The organism is Stackebrandtia soli (assembly GCF_965137155.1).
Classification (GTDB): domain Bacteria; phylum Actinomycetota; class Actinomycetes; order Mycobacteriales; family Micromonosporaceae; genus Stackebrandtia; species Stackebrandtia soli.
Genome location: NZ_CBCRZX010000062.1, coordinates 1 through 22,133, shown reverse-complemented (window position 1 = coordinate 22,133; position 22,133 = coordinate 1). Strand labels below are relative to the sequence as shown.

The window sequence follows — 22,133 nt, the reverse complement described above, 5'->3', positions numbered from 1 at the left end:
AACCCGGAACAACTCCCCCAACTGAAAACCAACAGTCCACACCGGATTCAACGCCGACAACGCATCCTGAAAAACCATCGCAATATGATTCGCGCGGATCTTGCGTCGCTCATTGAAGGACAGTGGGAGCAGGTCGACGCCCCGGAACTTCACGGCGCCCCCCGCGACTTTCGCGGGCGGCATTTCGAGGATGCCCATGATGGCCTGCGCCGTCACGCTCTTACCCGAACCCGACTCACCCACGATCGCCCGCGTCTGTCCCTCGGACAGCTCGAAGCTCACGCCGTTGACGGCGTTGGCGACGCCGTCACGGGTGTGGAACTCCACCTGGAGATCGTCGACCTCCAACAGGGGGGCCTTCGGGTCGTAGCCAGGCAGTCGGGTCACATAGGACTTGTCAGACTGGGCGGTATCCGCTTTCGCCATCATGAATTGCCTCCTGCCTAACGCAGTTTCGGGTCGAGGGCGTCGCGGACCGCGTCGCCGAGCAGAACGAACGACAACACCGTCAGCACCAGGAACACGCTGGGGATGATCAGCAGCATCTGATAGCCGGCGGAGAACCAGCCGGCCGCGTCGTCGATCATGATTCCCCAGGTGATCGACGGCTTCCGGACACCGAGTCCCAGGAAGGACAGCGTCGCCTCCACCGAGATCATGCTGGCGATCGACAGCGGGATCAGGGACATGACGGGGGCGATCGCGTTCGGCATGATGTGCCGGAACATGATGCGGTAGTTCGACGCTCCGAGCGACCGGGCCGCCTGGACGTAGTCGAGCCCGCGGGCCTCGATCACGCTGGCCCGGATCAGGCGCATCGTCGACGTCCAGCCGAAGATGATCAGCGTGATGACGGCGGGGAGGATCGCCTGCAACTGCGCACCGAGGAACGGGACCTTCACGTCGCGGAACATCGTCAGCAACAGGATCGCGCCCAACAGGAACGGGATCGAGTTGAAGACGTCGACGGTGCGGGAGAACACCGCGTCGATCCAGCCGCCGTAGTAGCCGGCGATGATGCCGAACAGGCCGCCGATGACGAGCGTTCCCGCCACGACCAGCAGGGACAGCTTGATCGACGGACCGGCGCCGTGGATCGTCTGCGCGAAGTAGTCACAGCCCTCGGCGGAGAACCCGAACGGGTGTCCCTCCGTCGGCCCCTGCTTGGACAGGGCGATGTTGCAGCTCTTCGGGTTGACGCTGGTGAACAGCTCCGGGAAGAAGCCCATCACCATCACGATCAGGATCACCAGGCCGGAGATGATGACGGACGGCCGCTTGCGCAGGTCGCGCCACGCGTCGCCCCACAGGCTGGCGGCTCGCTCCGGCTTGTAGTCGGGCGCCTGATGCGAGTCGATGGTCTCTTCGACGCGTTCGTTGAGGTCACTCATAACGAATCCTTGGGTCGAGCACGGCGTACAGCAGGTCAATCAGCAAGGTCACCACCATGAACGTGATCGACAGGATCGCCACGACCGCGATGACCACCGGCAGGTCGTTCTCTCGGGTCGCCCGGAACACCAGGCCACCCATGCCGGGAATGCTGTAGATGCCCTCGGTGATGACGGCACCGCCGAGCGCGTCGGCGAGGGTGAAACCGATGAGCGTGACGACCGGGATCAACGAGTTCCGGAGAGTGTGGACGATCGTGACGCGGGACGAGGTGAGGCCCTTCGCCTTCGCCGTCCGCACGAAGTCGGCGCGCAGGTTCTCCAACATGCTCGTTCGCGACAGCCGCGTGATGCTCGCGATGCCGAACGCCCCGAGCAGAATTCCCGGCACCAACAACGACAGGAACGGATTCTCGAAGTCGTACGAGGGTTGGAACATGATGGCCAGGACGGATTCTCGGCCGAAGGTCTCGCGGGCCCAGTTTCCGACCTCGACACCGATGATCTGCTGCGTCAGGATCAGCAACAGGAAGGTCGGGACGCCGACGGCGCCGACGGTCGCGATACGGACCAGGTAGTCGGTGAACCGGCCGCGGCGCAGGGCCGCCATGACACCGGCGGTGACACCGACGAGCACCCAGATGACTGTGCTGATCGCGAACAGGGTGAGAGTCGGCGGAATCGCCTGTTGGATCGAGTCGACAACAGGCTGGTTCTGGAAGTTCGTACCGAAGTCGAGGGTGAACCAGTCACTCATGCGTTGCTTGAACATGCCCAGGCACGGATCGCCCAGCTGGTCCAGGCAGGGATCGTCGAGGCCGAACTTCTTGGCGACGGCTGCGAGCTGCTGCTCGGTAACGGGCTTGTCTCCGAAAAACGTGCGCGTCGGGTTCCCGTTGATTTGAATCGCCAGTGACAGCAGGTAATGCAGCAGGAAGAGCACCAACCCGAAGGTCAACACCGCCTGCAGCAGCCGCCGTATCACGTAACGCCCCACGAAAGCTGTCCTTCCCTGGTGGAGGCTTCCCATGTCCCCGGCGAGAACGGCGCGGGGGACGAGATTGTGTGTGGATGGGCGACGCGGGTGCGAACGAACGGACCCGGGCGTCACCGGTTGGCTGCGGTGAGTGGACTTCGGTCGAAAGAGCGGAAAGAACTCACGTCAGCTGGAAGTGNGGCCGCCCCGAGTTCGGGGCGACCGGACCACGGTGTGCTACTGCAACTTCAGCTTGATGATGTCGATGCCGCCCAGGATCGGGTTGCGCTCGAACGAAGCCGGGTCGATGTTGTCGCCCAGGACGGTGGCGGTGCGGGTGACCCACAGCGGCGCCATCGGCAGATCGGCGGCCAGAGCGATCTCGGCCTCCTGGTACTTGGTGATCGCGTCTTCCAGCGTCTCGGCGCGGTCGCCCTCGGCCAGCAGAGCCTCGAACTCCTCACCGAGGTAGCCGAAGTCGTTGTTCGGACCATCGGCGTACAGCGGCGCGGTGTAGTTCTGGTTCAGCGGGTAGTCCGGGATCCAACCGGTCAGGAACGGACCGGTGAGCTCCTGGCTCTGCTTCTTCTCGAGGAAGTCGGGCCATTCCAGCGTCTTCAGCTCGTACTGGATGCCCAGGTTCTCGCTGAGCTGGTCGCCGATGACCTTCAGGTAGTCGCTACCCGGGCCGGAGTTGACCCACAGCTCGACGGTCGAGGAGGTGTCGAAGTCGGTCTCCTCGAGCAGTGCCTTGGCACCGTCCGGGTCGAAGGCGCAGGCCTCGCCGCAGGTGTTCTCCAAGTAGCCGGGGATGACGCTCGGCGTGTAGGAGTTACCAACGGTGTAGCGGCCCTGGAACAGACCGTCGATGACGGCCTGACGGTCGATCGCCATCGAGAACGCCTTGCGGACGTCCGCGTCGGCGAAGACGTCGTCGTAGACGGGGAAGCCGAGGCCCCACGCCGACGGGGCGTCCTCTTCGCGCATCGCGTCGCCGTACTTGGCCTTGGCGGCCTCGTAGTCGGTGGCGGTCGGCGCGCCGATGTCCAACTTGCCGGCCTCGAAGTCGGGCCAGCCGGTGGCGTCACCGGTGTAGATCTTGTAGCTGATCTTCTCGATCGAGGGCTGCTCGCCCTTGAAGTCGTCCCACTTGACGACGGTGATGCCCTGGTTGTGGTCCCACTTGCCGTCCATCTTGAACGGACCGTTGCCGATGGGCTCCTCGTTGCACGCGTCGATGTCCTCGAGGCACGCGTCGGCCAGCGGCATGAACGCGGAGTATCCGAGCGTCACCGGGAAGGCGATCCACGGGTCGGTCAGCGTGACTTCCAGGGTCGACTCGTCGACGGCCTTGACACCGGAGAGCGTGTCGGCTTCGGGATCTTCGCCGTCCGCGCCGAGCTGCATCTCGTTGTAGCCCGCGATCTGCGAGAAGAAGTACGCGCCGACGTTGGCGTTGGTGCCGTCGACGGCGTAGTTCCAGGACTTGACGAAGGTCTCGGCGGTGATGGGCTCACCGTTGTGGAAGGTGAAACCCTCCTTGAGCTTGATCGTCCAGGTCTTCGAGTCTTCCGACGTCGGCTCACCGTCGGCGATGATCGGCTTCAAGGTGCCGTCGTTGTTATAGCTGTAGAGCCCGGCGTACACGCGCTCGGCGATCTCGCCGCCCTCGGACTCGCCGATGTTCGGCGGGATCAGGCTCTTCGGCTCGCCAAGCTGCATGCGGAGTTCGCCATTGCTCGACCCACCGTCGCCGCCATCTCCGCCGCCACACGCCGCAAGACCGGCACCGGCCAGGGCGAGAGCGGAGATGGTGGTAATGACGCGCTTAGTACGCATCCTCACGTCTCCTCGGTTAGTAGTTCTTCGGGCTTCACCGAAGTCCGTCGGGCTACGACAGCCAGGCCGGGCATTGGTGATGCGCGGACCCCTTCACACAAGTCCGCGTTCGGGAAAAGTTAGCCCACGAATTCGCCACTCCGGCACCAAAAACCACACCGTACGATAACGATTCAGCTACGAAGTGCCTGCCAGCACATGACATTGATGTCAAGCAATACCCAATAGACGCCCGCACTCAATGTCACCGTTCGTCACCCCAACCCCCCTCTTCACCTCAGGTTGACGACCAACCTCCCCGATATCCACCGAGTAAAACAGATAATTCGGGCATGGCGCGCCAACACGCGCCACATCGCGCACGCGACCCTCGTCAAATTTGACAGCTTGATTGGACATTTGGTCAGAAGAGTTCGGCCGAGAATGTGATATAGGGACGGCTTTTCGATGGCCGACCACACGCGACGCCGAAGGACCCGCCCCGATCCCACGCATGACCACTGAGGACGAACAGGTGACGTGATCGACGTCATACGGACATCGATCCAGGTCAACGCCCAAATGAGATGAGCGCCACCCAGTACCCGGCGGGGCGTGCGATTTGCGTCACGTTGTGGGGGATATCCTGCGGGCTTGCAGTAACCAGCGAGCCACGCCCCGACGCGTGACCGACGGCTGCCCGTCTCGCCGTTCCCGGTCGACGCGAGTCAGGTCGCGTATTCGACGAGCGCGGCTCACCCGAATACGCGCGAGGGAGCGCACACCATGACAAGCACGACCGCGCCACCGTCGAATCGCCGCGCGGCGATCTCGGAGCGCACGTTGCGAACGGATCGATGGTGGCTGACGCCGCTGTTGACGTTCATCGGTCTCGCATCGTTTTTGATCTACGGCTTCGTTCGAATCTTCTACAACGGCGACTACTGGGTCGAGAGCTTCCACTATCTGGCGCCGTTCTACTCGCCGTGTCTCGCCGAGAGCTGCGTCCCCGGGTCGAGCCACTTCCTGGGTCAACCGTTCCCGCAGCTTCCGAGCTGGATGAGCCCGGCGATGATCATCCTGGTCCTGCCCGGTGGATTCCGGGCGACCTGCTACTACTACCGCAAGTCCTACTACCGGTCGTTCTGGTTGTCCCCGCCCGCGTGCGCGGTTCCCGACGGGCACAAGAAGTACACGGGCGAGACCCGCTTCCCGCTGATCTTCCAGAACGTCCACCGCTACTTCTTCTACGCGGCGGTCCTCGTCGGCGGCGTCCTCACCTATGACGCGTTCCTGGCCTTCCACGGGCGCGACGGCGGCTTCGGAATCGGACTCGGCACGGTCATCCTGTGGGTCAACGTCGTGCTGATCTGGGCCTACACCCTGGGATGTCACTCCTGCCGCAACATCGTCGGCGGGCGCCTGACCCACTTCTCCAAGCACCCCATCCGGTACTGGATGTGGACGCAAGTGTCCAAATTGAATAAACGGCACCAGTTGTACGCGTGGCTCTCGATGTTCTCGGTGATGATCGCCGACGCCTACATATGGCTGCTGGCCGCCGGCGTGTTCAGCGACATCCGAATCTTCAACTAAGGGAGCCGAAATGTCTGACATCCAACGTCTCTCCTTCGACGTCATCGTGATCGGGGCCGGCGGCGCCGGGCTGCGCGCCGCGATCGAGTCGCGCATGGCGGGCAAGAAGACCGCCATCATCTCGAAGTCCCTGTTCGGCAAGGCGCACACCGTCATGGCCGAGGGCGGCGCCGCCGCCGCGATGGGCAACGCCAACTCCAAGGACAACTGGCAGGTCCACTTCCGCGACACCATGCGCGGTGGAAAGTTCCTCAACCACTTCCGCATGGCCGAGCTGCACGCCAAGGAGGCCCCCGAGCGCATCTGGGAGCTCGAGACCTACGGCGCGCTGTTCGATCGGACCCCGGACGGGAAGATCAGCCAGCGCAACTTCGGCGGTCACGAGTATCCGCGGTTGGCGCATGTCGGCGACCGGACCGGGCTCGAACTCATCCGCACCCTGCAGCAGAAGATCGTGTCCCTCCAGCAGGAGGACAAGCGGGACGGTGGTGGTTACGAGTCGAAGCTCGCGATCTTCGCCGAAACGACGATCACGGAGCTGTTGCTCGACGAGGGCCGGATCGCCGGGGCGTTCGGCTACCACCGCCAGTCGGGCGAGTTCGTGTTGTTCGAGGCGCCGGCCGTCATCCTCGCCACGGGCGGGATCGGCAAGTCGTTCAAGGTCACGTCGAACTCCTGGGAGTACACAGGGGATGGTCACGCCTTGGCGCTGCGGGCCGGCGCGACGCTCGTCAACATGGAGTTCGTCCAGTTCCACCCCACGGGAATGGTGTGGCCGCCGTCGGTGAAGGGCATCCTCGTCACCGAGTCGGTCCGTGGTGACGGCGGCGTCCTGCGCAACAGCGAGGGCAAGCGCTTCATGTTCGAGTACATCCCCGAGGTGTTCAAGGCCCAGTACGCGACCACCGAGGAGGAGGCCGACCGCTGGTACACCGACCCCGAGAACAACCGACGCCCACCCGAACTGCTCCCCCGTGACGAGGTCGCCCGCGCCATCAACTCCGAGGTCAAGGCCGGACGGGGGACGCCGCACGGCGGTGTCTTCCTCGACGTGTCGACGCGGATGAAGCCCGAGCAGATCATCAAGCGCCTGCCGAGCATGCACCACCAGTTCAAGGAGCTCGCCGACGTCGACATCACGGCCGAACCGATGGAGGTCGGGCCGACGTGCCACTACGTCATGGGCGGTGTCGAGGTCGACCCCGACACCGAGCAGTCGAAGGTCCCCGGGCTGTACGCGGCCGGTGAGGTCGCGGGCGGAATGCACGGTTCGAACCGGCTCGGCGGCAACTCGCTGTCGGACCTCCTCGTGTTCGGCAAGCGCGCCGGTGAGCACGCCGCGCGTTACGTCGGCGGGCTCGCCGAACGGCCTCGCGTCGACGAGGACGAGCTCGCGTCCGTCAAGAACGCGGCGTCGGAGCTCCTGCTCGACGCGCTCCCGGAGGGCGCGGAGAACCCGTACACGCTTCAGCACGAACTCCAGCAGGTCATGAACGACCTCGTCGGGATCATCCGCCGCGCGGGCGAGCTCGAGGAGGCGATCGACAAGCTGGAGGAGTTCAAGAAGCGCGCGAAGAACGTCCGCGCGACGGGCGGCCGCAAGTACAACCCGGGTTGGCATCTCGCGCTCGACATCCGCAACATGTTGACCGTGTCCGAGTGCGTCGCGAAGGCCGCGCTCGAACGCACCGAGTCGCGCGGCGGGCACACCCGAGAGGACAACCCCGCCATGGACCCGAACTGGCGGAAGGTCAATCTGATCTGCTCGTCGAACGGTCCGAACATCACCCTGAAGCGGCAACCGGTGCCGACGATGACGGATGAGCTGCTGGCGCTGTTCGAGCGCGCCGAGCTCTCCAAATACCTGACCGCAGAAGAACTCGAAGCATACGACGCCGCCACCGCGGCTTTGTCCGAAAAGGACGGTGACTGACGATGGGCACGACCCGCCACTTCCGCGTGTGGCGCGGCGACGACGAGGGCGGCAGCCTGAACGACTTCGACGTCGAGGTCAACGAAGGTGAAGTGGTGCTCGACATCATTCACCGACTTCAGGCGACCCAGGCGCCGGACCTCGCCGTCCGCTGGAACTGCAAGGCCGGCAAGTGCGGCTCGTGTTCGGCCGAGATCAACGGCCGACCGCGCCTGCTGTGCATGACCCGGATGAGCACCTTCACCGAGACCGAGACGATCACCGTCACCCCGGTGCGCGCCTTCCCGGTCATCCGCGACCTCGTCACCGACGTGTCGTACAACTACGAGAAGGCGCGCGAGATGCCGGCGTTCGCCCCGCCCGCCGACCTGGCGCCCGGTGAGTACCGGATGCAACAGGTCGACGTGGAGCGCTCGCAGGAGTTCCGCAAGTGCATCGAGTGCTTCCTGTGCCAGAACACGTGCCACGTCGTTCGCGACCACGAGGAGAACAAGGAGAACTTCTCCGGGCCGCGTATGTTCATCCGCGCCGCCGAGCTGGACATGCACCCGCTCGACGCCCGTGACGACCGCAAGGAACACGCCCACTCCGACCAGGGCCTCGGCTACTGCAACATCACGAAGTGCTGCACCGAGGTCTGCCCGGAGCACATCAAGATCACCGACAACGCGATCATTCCGATGAAGGAGCGCGTCGTCGACCGCAAGTACGACCCCGTCACCTGGTTGGGCCGCAAGATCTTCCGCCGCGACCAGATCAATCAATAGCGTCGTCGACGAGTCGGCGGACACGGTAGGCCGTCGACGTCCCGCGATATGAAGAGGAGAGCGTCCGAGACCTGGTCTCGGACGCTCTCCTCGTGGCTGGGGCCACCACCCCGACCTTCACGAACTACGCCCAACCCGACTCGATCATGCGTCCGTCCGGGTCATGGACCTCGGAGGACTGCCCGAAAGCTCAGCAGGTGCCCTGGCGGGACTGCCGCATATCAGCGGGAATCAATGTCATCACCGGAGGCCAACAACAGGTCCCTTTCCGACCCGGCGTCGCGTTCGGTTTCCGAACACCGTGCACAGAGGATCGCGACGCGTCGGCGCCGGTGGGCGTCGTCAGCGATCGAGACTCTTCGCGGAAACACAGCGCCGTCGATATCGCTTGCGGCCCTTGCATATCACGCACGTCGATGGCATCCGCTCACCATCACATCGACGAACGATGATTACCTAACGTAACCGTCATGCCGTCATCGCTCCACGAGGTACTCGTGGCCTTGTTCCGGTCTCGCCCCGCCTTCGCCGCCGACGTCCTCGCCTGCGACGACATCCCCGTCGAACCGTTCACGGAAGCTCGACTTCGTTCGGAGTGTTTCTCGGTCCTGCAACCGACCGAACGGCGCGCCGACGCCACGATCGAACTGCTCAACGACCACAACGAACCCGGCCTGGCCGTGATCGTCGAGGTTCAGCTCCGTCCCGACCCGAAGAAACGCACGACCTGGCCGACGTACGTGTGTCGCCTGTACGAGGACGTCGGCTGCCCGATCGCACTGCTCGTCCTGTGCGCGGACGACACGACCGCACGCTGGGCGGCCACCCCGATCCCGCTCGGACCGCCCGGTTCCCAGATCACACCGATCCCGATCGGTCCGCGCCACATCCCACGGCTAACGTCGGCGACCGACCCCGCGGCCAGCCCGGAAATGGCGACCCTGTCGGCGATCACCCACGGCAGCCGGCCCGGCGGATACGACGTCATCGACACGATGGACATCGTGTTCTCACGCACCGATCCGACGTTGGCCCGCGATTACACTGAATTCGTCCTCGGGCTGCTCAAGACGCACGCCCGCACGTACCTGGAGAAACTCATGGCGACGATGACTCACGAATACCACAGCGAGTTCACCGAGAAGTTCGTCCGCAAGGGGCTCGCGAAAGGAAAAGCGGAAGGGGAAGCCACGGGGCTCGCGAAAGGGAAGGCGGAGTCCGTTCTCCAGATCATCGACGCCCGCGACATCCCCACCGACGCTCGACACCGCCACCAGATCCTCAGCTGCACCGACCCCGACCGACTCTCGACGTGGCTACGCCGAGCCCTCGACGCCACCACGATCGATGAGATTCTCACCGACTGATCCCGACGTGGCCGACCGACCGTTGGCTCCCAGCGTGCGCCAAAGGAACCCATGACGACCACGACCGGCGAATACCACAGCGAGTTCACCGAGAAGTTCGTCCGCAAGGGGCTCGCCAAGGGGCTCGCGAAAGGAAAAGCGGAAGGGAAGGCGGAGTCCGTTCTCCAGATCATCGACGCCCGCAACATCCCCACCGACGCTCGACACCGCCACCAGATCCTCAGCTGCACCGACCCCGACCGACTATCGACGTGGCTACGCCGAGCCCTCGACGCCACCACGATCGACGAGGTCCTCGCCGACTGATCCGGCGCGAAGGTGAGGGTCGTCGCCCGGCTACCATCGACGGGTGAAACTGACCATCGGTATCGTCGGGCTGCCCAATGTCGGGAAGTCGACGCTGTTCAACGCGCTCACCCGTTCCGAGATTCTCGCCGCTAACTATCCTTTTGCGACGATCGAGCCGAACACGGGTGTGGTGGGTGTACCCGACGCACGGCTGGAGAAGCTAGCCGAGATCTTCGGCTCGCAGAAGATCCTCCCGGCGACGGTCACCTTCGTCGACATCGCCGGTCTCGTCAAGGGCGCGAGCGAGGGCCTCGGCAAGGGGAACCAGTTCCTCGCGAACATCCGCGAGGCGAACGCGATCTGCCAGGTGGTGCGCGTCTTCGAAGACGGCAACGTCACCCACGTCGACGGTCGAGTCTCCCCCGCCGACGACATCGAGACGATCAACACCGAGCTGATCCTCGCCGACATCCAGACGATCGACCGGGCACTGCCGCGCCTTGAGAAAGAGGCGCGGATGAACAAGGACCGGCGGCCGATCATCGAGGCCGTCAAGGTCGCCCGCGAGATCCTGGACAACGGTCAGACGATCTTCGCGTCGGGCATCGACACCGAGCCGCTGTACGAACTGCACCTGTTGACGTCGAAGCCGTTCCTGTACGTCTTCAACGTCGACGAGTCCCAGGTCGCGGACGAGGACCTCGCCGCGAAGCTGAAGGCGCTCGTCGCCCCGGCCGACGCGGTCCTACTCGACGCGAAGTTCGAGTCGGAGCTGATCGACCTCGACGACGCGGAGTCCCTCGAACTGCTCCAGTCGACGGGCCAAGAGGAGCCGGGCCTGGATCGACTGGCCAGCATAGGTTTCCACACGCTCGGTCTGCAGACGTATCTGACGGCGGGCCCGAAGGAGTCCCGCGCCTGGACGATCCGTCAGGGCGCGAGCGCGCCGGAGGCGGCGGGCGAGATCCACTCCGACATCCAGCGCGGCTTCATCAAGGCCGAGATCGTCTCCTTCGACGAACTGGTCGAGGCGGGTTCGATGGCGGCCGCGAAGGCCGCAGGCAAGGTCCGCATCGAAGGCAAGGAGTACGTGATGCAGGACGGCGACGTGGTCGACTTCCGACACAACACGTAGCCGAACCCGGACCTTGCCCCAAGGAATGCCCGCGTGGATCAGCGCCACCTTCTGGGCGTGGGCCAAGGAACCGCCCACGGAACGACGTCAATGGTGGAAATGGCCATAGCCGCGGAGACGTGGTGAAGTTCCGGTTCGACGTCTGGCGTTATTGACGCAACGCGTTGTACATCCCGTTGCATGCTCCTGACACACCGGTTGGTCACCTGGTCGTGCTCTCCGGTCTGCCGGTTGTCGGGACGAAGCGTCGGTTCTCAACGCCTACGATGTCGGCCATGACCGACGACGACCTCGTGCTCGAGTTCTCGCCCCCACTGATCGCGCTCCTGCTGGCTGCCGAGCGCTCGAAGGGCGTTCCCCTCACCGAGGAAGAGGTCCTCGGCGTGCGTGATGACGCGACCTGTATCCGGTTGCCGCGATCGCTGGCAGCGGCGATGGCGGAACAGCGGGGCTACGCCGACCTCGACCCGGAGCGGTGCTGGGAGCAGTGGCAGGCCGTGCGAACTCGGCTCAGCGACTGACTCAGCCCTCACTCCGCACGCGAGCGAGGGCAGCGCGGGGTCGCTCGAATCGCCCTGGTCAGGTCTCAGTCGGGGTGATCGTCTGGCGTTGCCGCGCGATCCACGTGTGATTGACGATCGCGGCGGTGACCGCTTCGCGGTACTTCTTGCCGTCCTGGCCGCGGAACAGATCCCTCTGGTGATAGGGAGATTCCTCCTTGTAGGGGGCGCTGTTGTGGATGCGCTTGGCGAGTTGCGACAGATAATCGTGGCCGCCGGTGCGATATCCCTCCATTTCGGACTCATCGAGGCGGATCAGGGCGGAATCATCGATCATCGCGCTGTAGCTGTACCTGGCGTCGAGGTAGAGGACGCCCTGCTGCTCGACGAGGAACCATGCCCCGGGCTCGTGGTCGACGTAGCGCATCGCGTCGCGGTCCTCGGCGATCCTGGTCGCGTCGCCCCACTGCTCGACGGGCGGGATCGCTTCGAGCGGTCGTCGCCTCGCGGCGTCCAAGACGTAAAACCCGAATGTCGGTGAGGAGTCTCGGAACAGGGTGAAGCAGATGATCCGCCTGCACGTGGTGCACGTGAGCTGGCTCTCCACCCGTTCCATGAGCCCGGAGGCGTGAATCGGCCGCAGGTCGGCGAGCTTGACCCAATGGGCGTCCTCGGTGAGCAGACCGGCTCCGAGTGCCTCCGTGAGAGCGCTGACGGTGCCGTCCACATCGATGCCATCGTCCGAGTTGCTCGGGCGGACGAGGAGATCGCCGCAGCTCGGGCAGTCGTCGTCCTCGGGGCGGCAGGCCAGACCGGGCTCCTGGACGGTGATGGTGAGAAGATTTCCCGGATCGTTCCAACCGCGGTTGTCCCTGAAACCGAGCCGCGCGTATCCGCCGTCGAGCGTGAAATACGGCCTTCCGAACCCCTCGAAGTGACGTGGGGCTTCGATGGCCTCCTTGAGGTCGTCAAGGGTGGCGTCGTTGTCGGCGCCCGTGATCCACTCCGACAGGTCGAGCCCGCGCGGAGCGGCCGACGTCGGCGCGAGGTGCAGAAGCACCGCCGCGACCGTGCCGTCGTGCAGGATGATCTCCCCACCGGAGGCGAACAGCAGCCGCCGGGACCGACGGGCGGGCTCGCCGACAAGTCGTTCCCTGACCACGACCGGATCACCTCCGAACGCGTCGGCCAACCGACGTACGGCCGGATCCTCTTCGGACAGGCCGAGCGCGTCGAGGATTCCCGGAAGCCGGGTGTTCGTTCGCCATCGTTCCACCCGACCATTATCCGCCCGGCGAGCTGATCCGACGCTCGTCCAGGTGGGGTGAGATGCGCGACCAATCGGGCGAACCAGGGTGCCCGGTCAATCCTCAGGCTGTCGGGCATCCTCGCGATGGCGCCGGAAGCGTTCCTGGAGAAGGCTCCCAGGTGGAAGGTCGAGCGGCCAAGTGGCGCGCCTTCGCCGACGCGGTCACGTCGGTCCGCTCAAGCGGCGCGGCCCGCGTCTCCTCGTCGCGGATGAGCCCTCCGCTCGTTCATCGGTGCGAGTCGGACGGCTTTTGTGTGACATGCCGTCCGCGAGACGATTCATGACCCGGCAAGGCCATGACCTGTATCGACTGGAGCGCCGAGTTGCCGGCCCTCCGCCGTCAGGACGATACCGCGCATGCGACCTTGAAGAGAGAATCCGTAGCCCGACCGATTAAGGATGGCGATGAGACCACTGACCTTCAGCGACGACAACGACGTCGAGCGGGAGTGGATTCGCGCGGATCCTCGTATCGACGCCGAGCTCGGGCGCTGGTCATGATCGCCCCGTCGACACGGCCACCCGTCGAGGGGCTCGGCATCACGCGGAACGAGCTCGCGGTCGAGGCAGGGTCCCCGTGAACGAGATCGAGATCGAGATCAATGTCGAGATCGATCTCGACATCGAGCAGCGGATTTCGAACGGCCTGTCGATCATGCACGCGCTTGAACGTGTTCTAGGCAAACGGGCCACCGATAAGACTCCGGAGTGGACAGATCTCGGTTCCCCCGTGATCGACCGGGGCAAGTACGCGATCTTCCCGCTCGCGGTGGCTTCCGCGCGCAAAGGCGGCGATTCCGGAGGAGCCGAGCGCCTGCCGGCTATCAGTCACGGCCTGCGGCGCAGGTGCGTCCACCTCTACGGGGGTGACGATTTCCATTCGGAACTGAAGCTCGACGCCGCGGACGGATACGGTCGGAAGCTCGCTGACGCCGGGGCCATCGGGACCGAACCGCCGTGGCAATGCCTGTGGTGCATCCAGCGCTTTGCCGTGGTGCTCGTGCACTCGGTCGATCGGCCACACGCGCTGGAGACGCTGGCTCTCCACATTGTCCCGATAGACTGGGTCTGGTATCGCCCGCGCAACGCGGGAACGAAACGCGAGGCGTCACGATGTCGACGGATCGTCAAAGAGCGAAATGCCGCCGATGTGGTCTGGTCGTGGCCGCTCTCGTTTCCGGACGAATGAGATGTCACGAACGCGGCTTCCGGCCTTCAATGAAGCGGGCGGCAGACCGACGCCGCGCAAGCGTCGGCACCCGCCTCCCAGCCGAAAAGCCCCGAAGGACGGTCGACTTCCGGCGCAACACGTGGCAGAACCCGAGGACGACGACTCGAACCGCGGTAACGCGGTCGGGCCGCCTCGCGCGTCAGCCCCGCCCAACGGCGGCCCCGCGACGCATCGGCATCACCGCCTCCCGCATTGTCGCTTGTGAACGGACGGGTCGTCTCATTCGCTTTAGGACAGCGTATCGGATGAGACAAACACTGCGGAATATGTTGGTGTGGACCGGTTCCCCGAGGGCTTCCTCGCTTGCCGAATCACGTTAGGCTTTGACCAGCATTCTGGAGGAACGCCTTGCGCAGAACGACGACCGTCACCACCACCGTCCTCGCGCTGATGGGTTCGGCACTCACCGGTTGCTCCGCCTCGGGCGAGCCGAGGGTCGAGCCCGAGTCGGGTCCAACCGAGGCACCCGCCCCGGACGTGTTCCGTGAGTCCGTGGACACCGGCAGCGGTGACGACCCGGGGGTGGCAAGCATGCACGGCTTCCTCAGCGACCATGACGGGCGGACCGTCCAGCTCGACGTCCTCCTCGTTCGAGTGCGCGGTGCCGACGATCTCAGCGAAAGGGACGACGATCGGATCGCCGTCACATTCCCCCCGACGGTCCGGGACGAGGGCGACTACGAGCTGATCGTCGACGCGGCCGTCCTGCCACTGGACGGTGCGCACACGTGGCTTCCCCTGCGCGGAGAGTTCACCGTGGAGGAAGACGAGACCGAGGACGGCATGGCGCGCTTCGACCTCACGACCGTCGCGCCGCTGGCGAAGACCCCCACTCTCGACGAGGAACGCTGCGCGTCCGCCGAGACCGAGGAACGACTCATCACCGACGCCGAGCTGCTTGTGGACAATCCCGACGTCTACGAGTCACTGCGCGAGGACTGGGCCGAGGCGCCACGAGTGTGGTGGGCGTTGAAGGCCACCGCCGAGGTCCTGGCCGTCATGGACGACGGAACCGTCGGCGACGGCCTGGCGACCGCCTGCGCCGACTACGCGTCCTAATTGGAGCCCCCAGGAGACGCGGCGGCGAACAAGCCGTCACAACTTGGCGGTTCGCTTGCGTTGACGTTGACGCGGGATGATCGGGGCGGCGGCGGCCGTCGATCGCAACAGCGCCCGCCAGCGGTCGGGGTGACTGTGCCAGAACTCATGCGGGGCTTCGGGAACGACATCGAGGGTGGCGCCCGGAATCAGGGCCGCCAGTTGCTCTATCGGCCATGATGGACGAATGTCGCGCTCGGCGAGGACGAACCGCACCGGAGTGTCCATTGTCGCGAGCTCGCGCAGCAGCGTCGGTCCCTTGATGAGTTCGCGCCAGTCCTCGAGCATGACCCTGTGCACCAGCGGATCGAAGGCGACGATCGGCGCCTCGACGTCCTTGGCCGCGTCGTAGGCCGCCTTCCAGTCCCGATCGTTCTGGATCCCGGTTCCGCACGCCGCGATCACGCCGGTCACGGCTTCGGGATGCCGCAACGCGTAGATGACCGCCAGGTCGGCTCCGAAGGAGTGACCGACGACCGTCCAGCGATCGATGCCGAGCCACCGTCGCAGATCCTCCAGGTCCTCGATGGACGGGTCGATGCCGAAGAGGCGTCCATCGCTGCCGCCGACTCCGCGCGGATCGGGACTGATGACGCGGACGGGCGCGCCCTCGGCAAGGTCGGCGAGGTAGTTGACGCAGCCGGGGCCGCCCGAAAGCTGGAGTACCGTCGTCGCGGCCGTGGCGTCGCCACCTATATGGACGGACAGGACGTTGCCGTCCCGCGCCTCGACGGGGTGCCTTCCGGGGGCGGCGTTCCAGCCGAGTTCGCGATCATCGTCCCGTACGTCGATGTACCGGAATCCCAGGCGCTGGTAGAGAGCCTCGGCGCGGGGGTTGTCCGACTCGACACCGAGGGTCATGGGGATGCCGGCCGACGCCGCCTCCCGCTTGAGCTCGTTGATGATCGCCGTTCCGACGCCGTTCGATTGAAACTCCGGCAGGAGCTGAAGCCCGGCCAGATCGAGCCGACCCCGACCCCGCTCGACCCGAAGCCGACCCGCGCGAAGGCCGTCGACCTCGATGACGCTGATGCTGTTCCCATGGCCTCCGTTGAGGATCAGCTGGCTCGTCCAGTGGGAGAAGCCCCGACGGAACGCCGCCTCGTCAATGTCGGGGTCCCAACGCCCCTGGTCGCGCGTCGCGATGACGACGACATCGGTCAGGAAGTCGACGTCGTCTGCGGTGGCGGGTCTGATGCGCATCCGTCTAACCCACCACATCGGGCAGTAAATCGCAAGGCAGTTCCCGTTGGGGCTCAATGATTCTCGCCGCCGACCTCCCGAACCCGCGAATTACTCCGGAGTATCGACAGTCCGTGATGCCTCAATGACGGACACCTCGACGGGGCGCGACCCGTCATGGCGACACGGTCCACCTCTTGACCTGGACATATGTGGACAGTGCCCCAACCGCCTGATTTCTTGGTATGCGCCCACATCGGTCGATGCCGGACATCGAGGACAACTGGATCACCGGGTCGCATCACCCCTCACTCCAGGGCCGCTACGTCACCTGGTTGCAGATAGCCCCGTCACGTATGCGACCAGCGGTACATGACCTGCGCCACGCACGCGGACATACTCCAAGGATGGGCTTGGAAGCGCTCGGGCTGAGCCCGATGGAGGCGACGGTTTACCGGGTGGTCGCCGAGCATCGGACCTTGCCCATCGCCGACGCGTCCGCCTTGACCGGCCTGCCATCGACCACAATCGACAACGCTGTCGAGGCGCTACTCCGGATCGGTCTGCTGGTCACGGATCCGGCGAAGCCCGGGCTGCTGATCGCCTCCCCACCCGATTTGACGGGACGAACGCTCCTGCTCGAACGCAGCCGAGAACTGCACCAGGCTCGGCTGGAACTCAACGCCCTCGCCGCCCGGTTCCGTGACGTGCCAAGCGAAGACGACCCGCTGGTCGAGACCCTGCCGGGCCTGTCGGTGAGCAGCCGGCTGTCCGAAGTACAGAGTCAGGCGGAGCGGGAAGTCCTCATCATCGACGCGCCACCGTACCTGACGGTGGACGACAGCAACCCCATGCAGATCGAGCAGATGGCGACAGGCGTCGTCTATCGGACGATCTACGACCGGCTGGCCCTGGAGGCGCCCGGCGGCCTCCAACGTGTCGCGAAGTTCACCGCCGCCGGCGAACAGGCCCGGTTGCTCGACCACACTCCCGGAAAGATGTTGATCGTGGACCGGTCGTACGCGATCATCCCGCAGCAACGGCACATCATCCCGAGTCGGTGCGGAGCGTTCCTCATCCACCAGTCGCCGCTGCTCGACGTGATTCTGTCACTGTTCGACATCTTGTGGCTGTACGCCCTTCCGATCGACGACACCCCGGGTGGCACGGGAACAGACCACTCTGAATTGTCCGCCGAGGACAGTCAGCTTCTGTTGCTGCTCCTGTCCGGGTTCACCGACGAGTCGATCTGCCGACAGCTCGGCATCGCCAAACGTACGGTCGGCCGACGCGTGCGAATGTTGATGGACAGGGCCGGCGCGGAAACCCGCATGCAGCTCGGATTCCAAGCCGCGCAACTCGGCTGGATACGGGCCCCGTGGCGCGCGAGCGGACTGCGTCAGGCCGACATCTTGACAGCCTCCCGGAACATAGATGCAGGTCAATCCACTGGATGACCTCTTCATGCCAAAGGCAACTGGTTGCCACCGTCAACTATTGAAGATCTTTCACACTTCCTGAAGCATCGGGCTGCACATATCGCCCCTCAGGAGGAAATTCGTGAGATCCCCTGTTTCACGCGCGTGGCGGAGACGCGCCGGCGTCGGCTGTCTCGCCGCCGCCATGGTGGTGGCGTTGTCGCCCACACCCGCCACCGCCGAACCGATCGAGTCGCTGGACCCGGTGACCGATTCGGCCCCCGACGTCGAATGGCCGGACGCGTTGCCCGGCAACGCCTCGGTCACGTTGATCACCGGCGACAAGGTCAACGTCCGCACCAACCCCGACGGCAGGACCTCCGTCGGCGTGTCACCTTCTCCGACCGGTTCGTCGCTCTTCCGGACCGAGACCACCATGGATGGGGAGCTGTACGTCTACCCCGACGGGGTCGAGGTCGGCATCGCCGACGGTCTGCTCGATCGTGAACTCTTCAACGTCACCCGGCTCGTCGACTACGGCTACGATGACGCCTCGACGGACGCCCTTCCAGTCATCGTCGAGTACACCGACGCCCCCTCGACCTCGACTCTGGCGAGGCGGACGGACGGTCTGCCCGCGACCGGCGACGTCCTTGCCTTGAACTCCCTCGGTTCCGCGGCCACCACCGTGGACAAGGCGAAGGCGGACGACTTCTACGCCGACGTCGAGGACAACCGCGTCGAACGCGTCTGGCTCGACGCCAAGATGGAAGTCCAGCTGGACGAGAGCGTGCCGCTCGTCGGCGCGCCCGACGCGTGGGACGCCGGCTTCGACGGTGATGGAGTCACCGTCGCAATCCTCGACACCGGTTACGATCCGAATCATCCCGATCTCACCGAGAGCGTCATCGGATCACACAGTTTCATCGAGGGTCAGGACGTTCAGGACCTGCACGGACACGGCACGCACGTCGCCAGCACGGTCGCGGGCAACGGCGCGGCGGCGGACGGCGCGATGACCGGAGTCGCCCCCGGCGCGGATCTTCTCATCGGGAAGGTGCTCGACAACTCCGGCAACGGTCCGTGGTCGGGGATCATCGCGGGGATGGAATGGGCCGTCGCCGAAGGCGCCGACATCGTCAGCATGAGCCTGGGCGTCAAGACGGCATCCGAATCGGACCTGGTGAGTGAAACCGTCGACGCGCTGTCTGCGTCCTCGGGCGCGCTCTTCGTGATCGCCGCCGGAAATGACAGTCTGACCGGATACCTTGGCACGCCGGGCATCGCGAAGCTGGCGTTGACGGTCGGCGCCAGCGACAAACAGGACGGACTCGCGTCGTTCAGCAACAAGGGCCCCCGCCCCGGCGACAACGGCGTCAAGCCCGAGATCACCGCGCCCGGCGTCGACATCGTGGCGGCGCGCGCCGAGGGAACGAGCATGGGAACGCCGGTCGACGAGCACTACACCTCGGCCAACGGCACCTCCATGGCGACGCCGCACGTCGCGGGCGCCGCGGCACTTCTCAAACAGCAGCATCCGGAGTGGACGGCCGCCGAACTGAAGGACGCGCTCGTCTCGACCGCGCGGACCCTGCCGGAGCACAGCGTGTTCGAGCAGGGCGGCGGGATTCTCGACGTCGGGACCACGGTGGCTTCGGCCATCACGGCGACCGGCGTCGCCTCGTTCGGCGTCGTGCGGGACGAGGACGCCGCACTGACCCGCACGGTCACCTACACCAACACCGGTGACACGGACGTGGTCCTCGACCTGTCGCTCGAACTCGATCGCGAGGTCGTACCCGTCGAGGGCGTCGCGCTGTCGACGGACACCGTGACGGTGCCCGCCAACGGCACCGCGGACGTGACGATCACTTTGGACCCCACGGCCGACGAGTACGGCCAGTACAACGGCTATCTCGTGGCGGAAGCCGACGGCACGCGGGTCCAGACCGCCGTGGCGTTCCTCAAGGAGGTGCCCCGAGAGAACCTGACGCTCAACCTCACCAACCGCCTCGGCGACGCACCCGATAACGCGTGGGTCTATGTCATCGACGTCGCGGGCAAGGCGGGCGTCGTCTACAGCCACTACGTCCCGCGCGGATCACAGGTGACGATCCCCGTCCCCGCCGGCGTGTACGCCGTCTTCGTGCAGCTCAACGATGTCGACCCCGAGATGCCCTTGACGGCCTCGATCGACTACTTCCTCGAACCGGAGGTGACCATCTCCGACGACATGACGCTCGATGTGGACGGCCGCAAGGCACGGAATCTCGACCCGCGAGTCACCGACGAGAAACGCGACCTCAAGGCCGGGTCGGTGTACCTGGCGGTGACGCGCGAGCGCGCCGACGGTCGGGGCATCACCTTTGGACACTATGACACCGTGTCCTTCAGCAACGCGAGGTTCGGCATCATCCCGAGCGAGACCGTCGCTACGCACGGCACCTTCGATGTGAACGCCGACGTCCTGTTGCGCGAGCCGATCGTCTCCGGTGAGTTGAAGGTCGGACGCGAGACCCACGACATCGACATGATCACGACCGCTTTCACAGGTCGCGTCGACGGCAAACGGAAGTACACCGCGGTATCGGTGGGCGACGGTGAGGAGGCCGCCTACGCCGATGTCGACGTGACCGGAAAGATGGCCGTCATCACGGGTCAGTTGTCCGTGGCGAAGGCCGACAGGGCGATCGACCACGGCGCGGTCGCGACGCTGTTCACCACGGCGGAACCCGAGTTCCTCCAATTGCTCTACCTCGGCTCGCACCCCGACGTTCCCCTGTACGGGGTGGCGTACGAGGACGGCGAGCGGCTCCGCTCCGCCTTGGCGGACGGCGACTCCTTCTCGCTCACCGTCGACGGTCGGCTGGACAGTTCGTACACCTACCTCATCCCGTTCGACTACTCCGGTTCGGTTCCCGACGACCTGACGAAGAAGACGCGCAAGCGGGACTTCGCCAAGCTGGAGAACGAGATCAGCGGAAACGTCGTCGGTGACGTCGCCTTCGCGATCACCCACTCGTGGCGCCCCGGCGCGACGACCTCGTTCCAGACCTCGTCGTACAGCTACGCCCCGGTCGAGCGCGACGACTACGTCTACGCGAAGAACATGGCCTACCAACAGGAGTTCAGCAGCTCGATCAACTCCAACGGAGCAGTCAGCGAACCGATCACGACGTACAAGGCCGGCAAGACGTACGAACGCGAATGGTTGAGCGGACCGCTGCGTCCGGGCACCAATCAGATGGCCCCGTGCGCCTATTGCAGGACCGGCGACGCGCTGACGTTCCTGCCGTCGAGTTTCGCCGACTCGGACCCGACACACTACGGTACTTCTCCACAATCGACGATCACGTATCATCGGGACGGTGTTCCGATCGCCGATCCGACCACGCTCGCGGTGCCGGAGAAGTCCACCTACCAAATCCGCCTGACCACCGACCGCGAAAGCCCCTTCACCAAACTCGGGTCGTACATGGACACCCGGTGGACCTTCGTGTCGCAGGGCCCGAAGAAGGGCACAGTGGATGGATGCGAGGAGGCGTTCAGTGGCGGTTCGGCCTGTGCGGCGTTGCCGGTCATCCTCGTCGGATACGACATGGACCTGGACGACCTCAACCGCGCGAAGGCGGACAAGAAGTTCTCCTTCGACGTGACGACCGATCGCGCGGACGGCTACCGCGGTGACGCCCGCGTCACGCAGGTCGAGGTGGAAGTGTCCTATGACGACGGTTCCACCTGGTCGGACGCGGACAAGGTGAAGCTCGGCCGCGACGGCGAGCACTCCGTATCCGTGAAGCACCCCAAGCTGTCGAAGACGAGCGGCACCGTGTCGCTGCGAGTCACGGTGTGGGACGACGCCGGAAACAAGACCGAGCAGACGATCATCAAGGCATACGGGCTCAAGTAGCCGCCAGCGCAATGCAAACCCAACCTCGACAGGCGCGATGTGAACAGTCCGAACCTCGACGGGCGCGATTAAACCCAACCTCGTGAGGCGCGAACCCCATCGCGCGAACCCCGTCTCGTGGGGTGTGAACCCCATCGCGCGAACCTCACTCTCGTGAGGCGNGANCCCCATCGCGCGAACCCCGTNGGGCCTGCCGGATGTGCTCCCGGCAGGC

Annotated in this window: 16 protein-coding genes and 1 pseudogene; 11 read left to right on the top strand and 6 right to left on the bottom strand. The window is 65.2% G+C overall.

Going from position 1 to position 22,133, the window contains the following annotated elements:
• From ACM9NP_RS22350 to ACM9NP_RS22335, 4 genes are all read right to left on the bottom strand, one after another.
• A partial coding sequence (locus ACM9NP_RS22350) for an ATP-binding cassette domain-containing protein (protein ID WP_415648733.1) occupies positions 1-429 on the bottom strand: 429 nt, incomplete at its 3' end.
• A 14-nt stretch (positions 430-443) separates the two neighbouring features.
• Complete coding sequence (locus tag ACM9NP_RS22345; protein ID WP_415648732.1) at positions 444-1,391, bottom strand: ABC transporter permease; 948 nt, start codon at positions 1,389-1,391, stop codon at positions 444-446.
• Positions 1,384-2,388, bottom strand: coding sequence for an ABC transporter permease (locus ACM9NP_RS22340; RefSeq protein ID WP_415648731.1), 1,005 nt, complete (start codon positions 2,386-2,388; stop codon positions 1,384-1,386). Before ACM9NP_RS22340 ends, ACM9NP_RS22345 begins: the two co-directional genes overlap by 8 nt.
• A gap of 216 nt (positions 2,389-2,604) precedes the next feature.
• The gene (locus ACM9NP_RS22335; RefSeq protein ID WP_415648730.1) at positions 2,605-4,206 is read right to left on the bottom strand and encodes a peptide ABC transporter substrate-binding protein; all 1,602 of its coding nucleotides are present in this window, start codon (positions 4,204-4,206) and stop codon (positions 2,605-2,607) included.
• A gap of 765 nt (positions 4,207-4,971) precedes the next feature.
• Here ACM9NP_RS22335 and ACM9NP_RS22330 point away from each other — a divergent pair.
• The 7 genes and pseudogenes from ACM9NP_RS22330 to ACM9NP_RS22300 all read left to right on the top strand — a co-directional run bounded on the left by ACM9NP_RS22330 (position 4,972) and on the right by ACM9NP_RS22300 (position 11,792).
• The gene (locus ACM9NP_RS22330; protein WP_415648729.1) at positions 4,972-5,781 is read left to right on the top strand and encodes a hypothetical protein; all 810 of its coding nucleotides are present in this window, start codon (positions 4,972-4,974) and stop codon (positions 5,779-5,781) included.
• Between the two features lie 10 nt (positions 5,782-5,791).
• Positions 5,792-7,714, top strand: a complete 1,923-nt coding sequence (locus tag ACM9NP_RS22325) for a fumarate reductase/succinate dehydrogenase flavoprotein subunit (RefSeq protein ID WP_415648728.1) — start codon at positions 5,792-5,794, stop codon at positions 7,712-7,714.
• A gap of 2 nt (positions 7,715-7,716) precedes the next feature.
• A pseudogene (locus ACM9NP_RS22320) lies at positions 7,717-8,478 on the top strand (succinate dehydrogenase/fumarate reductase iron-sulfur subunit); the annotation flags it as partial.
• A 473-nt stretch (positions 8,479-8,951) separates the two neighbouring features.
• On the top strand, positions 8,952-9,848 hold the full coding sequence (locus ACM9NP_RS22315; protein WP_415648727.1) for a hypothetical protein: 897 nt from the start codon (positions 8,952-8,954) through the stop codon (positions 9,846-9,848).
• 51 nt (positions 9,849-9,899) lie between these two features.
• Complete coding sequence (locus ACM9NP_RS22310) at positions 9,900-10,154, top strand: hypothetical protein (protein WP_415648726.1); 255 nt, start codon at positions 9,900-9,902, stop codon at positions 10,152-10,154.
• Between the two features lie 43 nt (positions 10,155-10,197).
• Positions 10,198-11,271, top strand: coding sequence for a redox-regulated ATPase YchF (ychF, locus tag ACM9NP_RS22305; protein WP_415648725.1), 1,074 nt, complete (start codon positions 10,198-10,200; stop codon positions 11,269-11,271).
• Positions 11,272-11,546: 275 nt separating this feature from the next.
• On the top strand, positions 11,547-11,792 hold the full coding sequence (locus ACM9NP_RS22300; RefSeq protein WP_415648724.1) for a hypothetical protein: 246 nt from the start codon (positions 11,547-11,549) through the stop codon (positions 11,790-11,792).
• Positions 11,793-11,850: 58 nt separating this feature from the next.
• Here ACM9NP_RS22300 and ACM9NP_RS22295 read toward each other — a convergent pair whose 3' ends face one another.
• Entirely contained in the window at positions 11,851-13,047 is a 1,197-nt protein-coding gene (locus ACM9NP_RS22295; protein ID WP_415648723.1) for a hypothetical protein, read from the bottom strand.
• Between the two features lie 610 nt (positions 13,048-13,657).
• Here ACM9NP_RS22295 and ACM9NP_RS22290 point away from each other — a divergent pair.
• Entirely contained in the window at positions 13,658-14,269 is a 612-nt protein-coding gene (locus tag ACM9NP_RS22290) for a hypothetical protein (protein WP_415648722.1), read from the top strand.
• Between the two features lie 390 nt (positions 14,270-14,659).
• A complete protein-coding gene (locus ACM9NP_RS22285; RefSeq protein WP_415648721.1) occupies positions 14,660-15,370 on the top strand; it encodes a hypothetical protein in 711 nt (236 codons plus the stop codon).
• A 36-nt stretch (positions 15,371-15,406) separates the two neighbouring features.
• On the opposite strand, the gene ACM9NP_RS22280 is transcribed toward ACM9NP_RS22285, so the two are convergent.
• The gene (locus ACM9NP_RS22280; RefSeq protein WP_415648720.1) at positions 15,407-16,612 is read right to left on the bottom strand and encodes an alpha/beta fold hydrolase; all 1,206 of its coding nucleotides are present in this window, start codon (positions 16,610-16,612) and stop codon (positions 15,407-15,409) included.
• Between the two features lie 386 nt (positions 16,613-16,998).
• On the opposite strand from ACM9NP_RS22280, the gene ACM9NP_RS22275 reads away from it, so the two are divergent.
• Both ACM9NP_RS22275 and ACM9NP_RS22270 read left to right on the top strand, forming a co-directional pair.
• On the top strand, positions 16,999-18,048 hold the full coding sequence (locus ACM9NP_RS22275; protein ID WP_415648719.1) for a helix-turn-helix transcriptional regulator: 1,050 nt from the start codon (positions 16,999-17,001) through the stop codon (positions 18,046-18,048).
• Between the two features lie 103 nt (positions 18,049-18,151).
• Complete coding sequence (locus tag ACM9NP_RS22270) at positions 18,152-21,919, top strand: S8 family peptidase (protein ID WP_415648718.1); 3,768 nt, start codon at positions 18,152-18,154, stop codon at positions 21,917-21,919.
• The last annotated feature ends 214 nt before the right edge of the window (positions 21,920-22,133 follow it).

Bases quoted from the DNA above. Each gene is read 5' to 3' on its own strand.
- ACM9NP_RS22275 (WP_415648719.1), top strand. From the start codon at position 16,999: ATGGGCTTGGAAGCGCTCGGGCTGAGCCCGATGGAGGCGACGGTTTAC.
- ACM9NP_RS22345 (WP_415648732.1), bottom strand. From the start codon at position 1,391: ATGAGTGACCTCAACGAACGCGTCGAAGAGACCATCGACTCGCATCAG.
- ACM9NP_RS22325 (WP_415648728.1), top strand. From the start codon at position 5,792: ATGTCTGACATCCAACGTCTCTCCTTCGACGTCATCGTGATCGGGGCC.
- ACM9NP_RS22315 (WP_415648727.1), top strand. From the start codon at position 8,952: ATGCCGTCATCGCTCCACGAGGTACTCGTGGCCTTGTTCCGGTCTCGC.
- ACM9NP_RS22310 (WP_415648726.1), top strand. From the start codon at position 9,900: ATGACGACCACGACCGGCGAATACCACAGCGAGTTCACCGAGAAGTTC.
- ACM9NP_RS22335 (WP_415648730.1), bottom strand. From the start codon at position 4,206: ATGCGTACTAAGCGCGTCATTACCACCATCTCCGCTCTCGCCCTGGCC.
- ACM9NP_RS22300 (WP_415648724.1), top strand. From the start codon at position 11,547: ATGACCGACGACGACCTCGTGCTCGAGTTCTCGCCCCCACTGATCGCG.
- ACM9NP_RS22330 (WP_415648729.1), top strand. From the start codon at position 4,972: ATGACAAGCACGACCGCGCCACCGTCGAATCGCCGCGCGGCGATCTCG.
- ACM9NP_RS22280 (WP_415648720.1), bottom strand. From the start codon at position 16,612: ATGCGCATCAGACCCGCCACCGCAGACGACGTCGACTTCCTGACCGAT.